This is a genomic window from uncultured Brachyspira sp. (assembly GCF_944390595.1).
Taxonomy (GTDB): Bacteria; Spirochaetota; Brachyspiria; order Brachyspirales; family Brachyspiraceae; genus Brachyspira.
In genome coordinates, this window is the sequence record NZ_CALXRN010000001.1 from 1 (window position 1) to 9,644 (window position 9,644).

General features: G+C 23.7%; 8 protein-coding genes. All 8 read right to left on the reverse strand.

All coding sequences use genetic code 11. The features are described 5' to 3' along the window. A partial coding sequence (locus Q0J90_RS00005) for a hemerythrin domain-containing protein (RefSeq protein WP_297275964.1) occupies positions 1–325 on the reverse strand: 325 nt, incomplete at its 3' end. A 30-nt stretch (positions 326–355) separates the two neighbouring features. Continuing rightward, entirely contained in the window at positions 356–787 is a 432-nt protein-coding gene (locus tag Q0J90_RS00010; protein ID WP_297275965.1) for a hemerythrin family protein, read from the reverse strand. A 575-nt stretch (positions 788–1,362) separates the two neighbouring features. Beyond that, positions 1,363–2,658: a phosphopyruvate hydratase gene (gene eno, locus Q0J90_RS00015; RefSeq protein WP_297275966.1), complete on the reverse strand. Its 1,296-nt coding sequence runs from the start codon at positions 2,656–2,658 to the stop codon at positions 1,363–1,365. An 82-nt stretch (positions 2,659–2,740) separates the two neighbouring features. Beyond that, complete coding sequence (locus tag Q0J90_RS00020; protein WP_297275967.1) at positions 2,741–3,634, reverse strand: glycosyltransferase; 894 nt, start codon at positions 3,632–3,634, stop codon at positions 2,741–2,743. Positions 3,635–3,838: 204 nt separating this feature from the next. After that, a complete protein-coding gene (locus Q0J90_RS00025) occupies positions 3,839–4,570 on the reverse strand; it encodes a class I SAM-dependent methyltransferase (RefSeq protein ID WP_367173812.1) in 732 nt (243 codons plus the stop codon). Positions 4,571–4,622: 52 nt separating this feature from the next. Beyond that, positions 4,623–5,483: a bifunctional 2-polyprenyl-6-hydroxyphenol methylase/3-demethylubiquinol 3-O-methyltransferase UbiG gene (locus Q0J90_RS00030; RefSeq protein WP_297275968.1), complete on the reverse strand. Its 861-nt coding sequence runs from the start codon at positions 5,481–5,483 to the stop codon at positions 4,623–4,625. Between the two features lie 41 nt (positions 5,484–5,524). Next, the gene (locus Q0J90_RS00035) at positions 5,525–6,748 is read right to left on the reverse strand and encodes a glycosyltransferase family 4 protein (protein WP_297275969.1); all 1,224 of its coding nucleotides are present in this window, start codon (positions 6,746–6,748) and stop codon (positions 5,525–5,527) included. An 11-nt stretch (positions 6,749–6,759) separates the two neighbouring features. Further along, positions 6,760–9,288: a hypothetical protein gene (locus tag Q0J90_RS00040; protein ID WP_297275970.1), complete on the reverse strand. Its 2,529-nt coding sequence runs from the start codon at positions 9,286–9,288 to the stop codon at positions 6,760–6,762. Positions 9,289–9,644 lie beyond the last annotated feature (356 nt).

Genomic DNA, 9,644 nt, shown 5'->3' on the forward strand with positions numbered 1-9,644 from the left:
CATACATATTAACTTCATCAACAACTTTAACTGAAAATGCTCTATGTCTAGTAATATGATCTTTTGCTGCAGAATAATCTATCGCACTCATAATTTTTTCTTCATAAGAAAAATGGTATGTAGCATAATCAATAGCTCTCTTTAAAATAGCACTAAAAGATTTTTTTACTTCCTCATTTTCAAAATCACTTTCAATACCTATACTATAGAGATCATTTATGATATTCACAAGTTCTTTATGCTGATCATCAATTCTCTTGTATCCTGTTTTGTATTTGTTTTCCCATTTTATACATTTTTCTTCATTTTTGTTTTCTGTATCCATAAATTTCACTCCTATATATTTTTTATGATTTTATATTTTTTGTAAAATATCTATCATTTCTTTAATGAACTCTTTATCAGTTTGCAATATATGATTTAAAAACCATTCCTTCAAATATTTTAACAAACTATTAATAGAATCTGCAGATCCGTTTTCATATAGTTTTACATAATCATATATTTTTTGAGTAAACTCCCTATGATAAGAAGCATGCTCTAATATTCTATTATATTTTATAGCATGCATTATTTTCTCTTCATAATGTAAATGATAGTCTATATAATCTACTGTTTTTCTTAATGCCTTCTTAAAAGCATCTCTTAATTCATAATTCTCTGAATCTTTATTATCTAAACAATCATACAAATCATTGGCAATTTCTATTAATTCCCTATGCTGATCATCTATTTTTTTATAACCTGTTTTATATTTATCTTCCCATATTATATATCTATTACTCATAATATTTTCCTAATATGATAAATTTTCTAATATATTATTATATTAATTTTTTGCTTTTTTTAAAGATGAAATCATATTTATTTGTTAGAATAATCAAATTTTTTTAAAAAAATATTGTATTATTAATATTTTTTACAGAATTATTATATTATTATTCATATGCTAGCCTATAGTATCACCAATAATAGCAAATAAACAAATTTATTCGCACATCTGCTACACTTTAAAGCTAACTTCAGTTCAATTTTTTATTGCTAGCGATAAACTACATAAAAAAGCTGGCAACAATAAATTGTTACCAGCTCTCATTTATTTTTTATTATTGCTAATAAAAATTATTTGACAAGTAAACTTGCTAGAGGCAAATAATATTTAAATTTTTATTATTTTATAACATTATAAAATGCTTTTTATTTATTATTGCTATACTCGTCTACGCCCTATAATAAGCTAGTGAGTAAACTCACTAGCTGGCTACGACTCGATTTCTTGTTGCTAGCGATAAACTACATAAAAAAGCTGGCAACAATAAATTGTTACCAGCTCTTGCTTATTTTTTATATTTCAGCTATTCATTATTTTATAATGTTATAGAAAGCTTTTTTACCTAAGTAAATAGCTCTGTTGCCTAATTCTTCTTCAATTCTTAATAATTGATTGTATTTAGCAATCCTATCGCTTCTTGAAGCAGAACCTGTTTTGATTTGACCAGCATTAGTAGCAACAACTATATCAGCAATAGTAGCATCTTCAGTTTCACCAGATCTGTGAGAAACTACAGCAGTATAGTTATGAGTTTTAGCAAGTTCAATAGAATCTAAAGTTTCAGTTAAAGAACCAATTTGGTTAACTTTAATAAGGATAGAATTAGCAACGCCTTTATCTAATCCCATTTGAAGTCTTTTTACATTAGTAACGAACAAGTCATCACCAACTAATTGAACTTTTTTACCTAATTTTTGAGTAAGTAAAGACCAGCCTTCCCAATCATCTTCAGCAACACCGTCTTCTATTGATATAATAGGGTATTTGCTGCATAAATCAGCATAGAAATCAACCATTTCAGCAGGAGTTAATTCTCTGTTGTCTGATTTATGGAATACATATTTTTTCTTATCTTTGTTATAGAATTCGCTTGAAGCAGGGTCCATAGCTATCATTATATCATCGCCAGGCTTGTATCCTGCTTTTTCAATAGCCTGCATAATTACTTGAAGAGGCTCTTCATTATCTTTAAGAGTTGGAGCAAATCCGCCTTCATCACCAACAGTAGTGCTTAATCCTCTGTCATGAAGTATAGCTTTTAAGTTATGGAATACTTCAGCTACATAACGTATTCCTTCTTTGAAAGTAGGAGCACCAACTGGCATAACCATATATTCTTGGAAGTCTATAGGAGCTGATGAGTGAGCACCGCCGTTTAAGATATTAGCCATAGGTACTGGTAAAGTTTTAGCATTAGTACCGCCTATATATCTGTATAATGGCATACCTAATTCTTCAGCAGCTGCTTTAGCTACAGCAAGTGATACACCTAGTATAGCATTAGCACCCAATTTTCCTTTATTTTCTGTTCCGTCAAGTTCTATCATAGTTCTATCAATTTCAACTTGATCTAAAGCATCCATATCAATAAGTTCATTACAAATAATTTCATTAACATTTTCTACAGCTTTTTGAACACCTTTTCCTAAATATCTTGATTTATCACCGTCTCTTAATTCTACTGCTTCATGTTCTCCTGTAGAAGCTCCTGATGGTACAGCTGCTCTTCCCATAACTCCGCTGTCAAGCCATACATCTACTTCTACTGTAGGGTTTCCTCTTGAATCTAATATTTCTCTAGCTACTATATTATCTATTAAAGACATATTAAAAACTCCTTATAAATTCTCGTTGCATATATAATATAACATAACATATAAATTTCAAGTGAAAAAAATGTACATTTAATTATTTTATGGAATTATATTTAAATCTTCTATTTTCTGATATGGCTCTTCCAATGGCATTCATTATAAGACCTGTTATTATACATATACCAGATAACAATATAAATCCAGTTGCAAGTACGGAAGTAGCAATAGGGACAAAACCTTCCTTGATAAAAGAAAAAATAACCGGAACTCCATAATAAAAACCAAATAAAGCAAAAATACTTGCAATTAACCACCAAAAAATAATTGGCTTCTCAGTCATAAGTAAATAAATTATAAGCCCTAATATTTTAAAACCATCTTTAAAAGTATTAAGTTTAGAAAATGAACCTTCAGGTCTGCTCTTATATTCTGCTTCCATTTCTCCTATTTGTAAACGCATTTGTAAAGCAAATATTGTAAGCTCTGCCTCTATTTCAAAACCTCTAGATGCTGACGGAAAAGTCTTTACAAATCTCTTAGAAAAAACTCTATACCCGCTTAATATATCATTTACATTATTTCCAAATAAAAATTTGGCAAAAGATGTTATCATTTTATTTCCAAAAGAATGTCCTCTTCTATATTTGCCAGCTCTGCGAATTACAGTAACCATATCTAAATCATTATCTATTAAATAATTAACTAATTTAGGTATAGCCGAAGCATCACACTCATTATCACCATCTATAAGTACATAAATATCACTATCTACCATTGAAAATGCCTGTCTAACTACTTCGCCTTTTCCCTGATACATAACTTTCTTTACAATAGCACCAGATTCTTTAGCAATATTATAGGAATTATCAGTTGAATTATTATCAAATACATATATTTCACATTGAGGATAATATTTCTTTATATCTTCTATAACTTGTTTTATAGTAAGTTCTTCATTATAACATGGGATAATAGCTGAAACTTTCATTTATTTCCTCATAAAAGTGCTATTATATTGTTTTTTGCAACAAAGATAAATTTGTTTAAGAAAGTAAAACTTGAGAATATATAGAGTTTGTTTGTTTGTTTGTTTGTTTGTTTGTTTGTTTGTTTGTTTTTCATAACATTTCCTATAATAGTTTATATTATAGCATAATAAGCTCAATAGTCAATTATAAATATAAACAATAATTTATTTACTATTTACAGTTAAATCATGTTTTTCAAATAATCCAAAAAAAGAATCTCTTATATTATTAAAACAAAAAAATCTAAATAAAATATACATCAATGTTTGTATAATTTTTTGTGTTCTAATTAATCTACCATTCATACTATCATAATTTCTATTAAGCCAATCCCTTCCTAAAGGAGAATAAAATGGAAATCCAGCATAAAAAGTTTTAATTGTTTTAAAACCATTATTATTCATAAAATCTTCTATTTCACCTCTTTTAAAATTTCTTAAATGTCCTACATACTTTTCATAATCACGCATTTTTCCTGTAGGTACAGAAACTAAAACATATTTATTGGATATATCAGATATCTTTTTTAATAAAGATGGCCAATCTTCAACATGTTCTAATACTTCAAAACAACTAACTATATCATAATTAATTTTATTTTTATCTATATTAAATACATTCTCTTTTTCAAAAGTAAGATTTTCTACGTTAAAATAAATATTATTTGCTAATTTAATACCTTCTTCCGTAAAATCTATACCTAATACTTTCGCATTATTAAAATATTTTAATAACAGATATGTTTTCTGGCCTTCTCCGCAACCTATATCTAAAATAGAGTTAACTTCATATTTCGGAATACATTTTAATATTTTTTTTACTAAATATGAATGCCATCTTATACCACTTGCATACTTATATCTATCCTCTTGTTCATTATATATTTTATTATAAATTTATAATTATCCATTTTTATACCTTTTCCTTTTTATTTATAAAATAAAAAAGTCATCCATATATTTTTATATATATGAATGCCTTTACAATATAATTAGTTTCTAAATTTAATAAGAATAAGAAGTTATAATTTACCCCCCCATTACTATTTATAGTAAGGTTTTCTTTTTCAAATAGTCCATAAAAAGCATCACCATAGCTTTTTAAAGAAAAATATCTAAATGAAATATAGGCTAAATAGTGGAATATTTTTTGATATATAGAAAAATCTTTTACTACATCTTGAATAAGATTATCAAAGTTTTTATTGGCATAATCCCTAGCAAAAGGACTATAAAATGGAAATCCAGCATAAAAAGTTTTAACTGTTTTAAAACCATTATTATTCATAAATTCTTCAATCTCACCTTTTTTAAAATTTCTAAAATGACCTATATTTTTTTCCCAATCTCTCATTTTTCCAACAGGAACTGATATTAATACATATTTATTAGATGCCATTATCATTTTTTTCAATAAAGTTTCCCAATCTTCAATATGCTCTAGTACTTCAAATGAAGCTATTAAATCAAATTTTTTTATATCACTATTATAAATAAAATTATCAAATTCTTCATTTATAAAAAATAAATTACTATATTCTGAATAATTTTCTTTTGCTAATTCTATACCAGAATTAGCAAAATCTATACCAATAACTTTTGAATTATTAAAATATTTAGATAATATTATAGTATGACTGCCTCTACCGCAACCAACTTCTAATATATTATTCATATAATCTGGATCAATATATTTCAAAATAGATTTTGTAAGATAGAAAAAATATCTTGCTATACCTGAAATAGATTTAGAATGAGAATTTGTTTTTTCTTTGTAAAATTTTTCATAAAAATCTTTGTTATCATTCATTTTATGCCCCTATTATATATTTCTTAAATCATTTGTATATTTTATTTTTCCATAAATTTCAATAATTTATCAAAATTTATATTCCTCTCTAAATAGTTAAAATGATAGTCTCTGCCATTTTTTCCAAGTTTTTCTCTATCCTCTTTAGGCATATTATATATTTTTTTTATATTTTTATAAAATTCTTCATAATTATCACTTTCTGACACAAATCCGCACTTAGCATCTTCAACAAGATTTTTTACTTCACCTGTCATAGATAATACTAAAGGCTTACCACTTGCAATATATGACATGACTCTAGCAGGTATAGTATATTTATAAACCTCTGTATAAACCCAAAAAGATACTAAAACATCAGCCACAGTATAATATTTAACTACATCTTTAGTATCCATAAAAAAACCCTCAAAATAAAAATTATTTAATTGCATTTCTTTAACTCTATCTTGAAGCCAATCTTTAGACATTCCTCCTCCAACAATAATCCAATTAATATCATTTATATTATCATCTTCCTGTAATTTTTTTGCTGTATGTAATAAAACTTCAAAATTTTGTGTAGGATTAATAGCACCGGCATATAATATATTAAATCCTTTAGAAAATTTATTATTGATTTTTTCATCAAAAATAGGCTCTTCATATATTTTTTCACAGCTTTGATGAACTATCTCAATATTATCAATATTTTTATTTATTCTTTTAGAAAGAGTTTCTTTACCGTATTCAGTAAACATTACCAATTTATCTGTATGTTTATAGATAAAATTAGATGAAAAATATAATATTTTTAATAATATTTTATTCTTTATTTTTAAAACAGAAAACAAACTTTCAGGCCAAAAATCCTGAATCCACATTGTAGTTTCTATTCCTTTAATTTTACCAATAATAATTCCAAGAATAGACATATATACAGGTGAAAGCTGAACCATAAATATTTTATCATATTTTCTTAATAATAGAAAAGGAAGTTTAAATAATGAAAATATAGGAAAAGATATAAAATTCATAAAGATATTAAAATTAGTATTTTTACCTCTAGGTATTTCAAAAACTCTAAAAATGTTAACATCTTCATATTTTTCTTTTCTTTTTCTAAAAATAGAATATCCTTTATAGAATTTACCTTGAGGATAATTTGGTATTCCGCAAATAACATCAATATCATAGCCATTATCAATAAAGAATTTTGATATATCATGCATTTTAAAAGGTTCTGGATAATAATGCTGACATATAAATAATATTCTTTTTTTCATTTCAAATAAACCTACTTTATTTTTACTTTAGCTATATATTTAAAGAAATTAGATTTCATATCTCCCATAGCTGAAATATAATGTGTATCAGGATAGTTCAAAGTCATTATTTCATCTCTACCATATAGATAGCTATATTTACCTAAATCATTAAACTGTATATTGATAAATTTTATATTTATAATAATCATCCATAAAACTATGAAAGTAAATATGCATTTTCTTATATCAAAAATATTTCTAGTGTCATAAAAATATTTGATTGTGAAAACAGATAAAAAGAAAAAAGATATTATATTAGTTCTGTGGAAATTCCAATCCCATGAATATCTTATGAGAGATACTAGTATAATAACAAATATAGATACATAAAATATATAATTTCTATTATTATATTTTAATAATAGAAGAAAAAATATTCCAAAACTAAATAAGTAATTATCAAATAATTGTATAAAAGTATACTCATTAATTATAAACTTAAAGCCAGGTCCTGATGCCATGTTTGAAGAAAAATATAAATATATTATTGGAAAAATACTTATTGATGATAATATATTGCTTAAACTAAATATATTCTTTAATTCTAAAAATTTATTTTTATCTATATCAATAAAAAGTTTTATAATCATAAATGGAAATATTCCTATAATAGCATAAGGAGAATATAACATACTTGATAGTCCCAATAAAGCAAAACTATAAGAATTTTTTAGATGTAGAAATATTGCCCCAATAAGCCATACAGCAATAACCTGATTGTATAATAAACTAATATTCTCTATATTATTAGTATACACTGTTAATAACATATTATTTTTATGAAATATTATTTGTTCTGGAAGAGGAGAAAATACTATAAATATTATAATCGATATTAATATATATTTATTAATATTTAAATTAATAAATTGTAATATTAATATAAAAGATATAAATATTCCAAAACTTGTCCATAAAATGAGGAAAATATTTCCTGCATTCATACCAAATAGTTTTCCAAAAATAGCAGGAACTACCCATTGGCCAATATAATATACCAATCCATAATTATTTTCAGAATATATAATAGGCCATGAATAATTTATTAAATCCCTAAATACAGCATTTTTTCCGTTTAGCATATCCCAAGATTGCGGAAATATCATTCCAACACCATATATAGTCATCCATAAAATGAACATTACAGCTGCTATAATTAGCATACATAAATTAATATTATATTCTTCTTTGTAATTTCTAATAGTATCTTTAATTGTTGAATATAAAGCTATAGCTAGAATTATTAAAATAGGTATGGATATATATAGTTTTATCCAAGTTAATACAAAAATAATATATGACAAAATTAAATATATATATCCAATTATAATTATTGTACTTAATTTAAACTTGATATTTTTTCTAAATATATTTGATGATGATAATTTATTTTTTATATACTTATAATTTATAACTAAAAATATCATTACAAATACTATATAATATAAAAATAAATTATATCTTACTTTTAAGATATAGTTTATATTTTCTATTTTTTTATCATCTATTTTTTTATAACTAATAAAATTACCATTTGATGAAGCATAGTTATTATTAATACTAATAGATTTAATATAATTGAAATTAGTTGTTAAATTATAATTAATATAATATACATAATTATTTTTAAAATAATCATAATTATAATTCATAACAAAATCATAACTATACAAATTTATTTTATTAGTATTATTAATTAAATAATTCTCTTTTTCTACATCATTTTCTATACTCAATTTATTTAATTCAAATTTTAAATTATTAATTTCTATAGTTTTATTTACATTTAATTTTATATTATCTAAATATCCATTTCTATTTTTTAGCCCTATTAAAAATAATACTATTATACATATAGTAAAAAATCCTATTAATAATAAATATAATTTTATATAAATGTTTTCATTTTTATAATAGTAGTTTTTTAATAATACTATAGTTTTTACAATAAAAGAATAAATATTTTTATAGCATATAAACACTAGTAATACAATTAAAAAAGAAATGCAATATTTAATTATTTTTAATTTCAAAATATAATTAACATTATCAATTTTATCAAAATCTATTTTTTTGGAAGAAATTAAATTACCAAAAGGACTTCCATTTTCATTAACATTAATTTCATTTATAAAATTATTATCTTGTAAAACTTTATTCGTATCTATATAAACACCATAAATATCACTATGTCTGAATACTTTATTATAATACTGAACTTTAAATCCGTAACTGTAATTAGTTATATTTTCATTTGTAAATATATAATTTTTAATACCTTCTTCATCTAACTTCCCCTCAGTATTTATAAATTGATATTTTATATAAGATAAATTATTTAATTCTAAAGTACGATTTATATGAAAGTTATCAAATTTGAAATCGCCTAAATATCCTACCCTAGTTCTACTACCAAGTATATGAAGCACTATAATAGCTGTAAAAATTATAATTATCAAAGACGCGTATATTTTCAGAAATAGTTTATTATTTTTCATAAACTTTCTCCAAAAACAAATTTGTATTTATGTATAAAAAATATTTTATTGGCATGAGTATAAAATTTATTTAAAAGAGTAAAACTCAAAGTTTCTTTGTTTGTTTTCATATAATTTTCCAATATTACACTATATATGCAGTGTAACATAATTATTCCAAATAGTCAAATAATATAAAAAATACTTTATATTATTTTGACAAAGTATAGTTTATATATATAATACTAATATGAATAATAAGTTAATAAAAATACTTTTATTAATCAGCATGCTTTTTATATGCGGATGTTTGAATTTTTTTACAAACTCTTCCAGCACTAATAATGACGGTATAGATAAAAAATATATAGGAACAT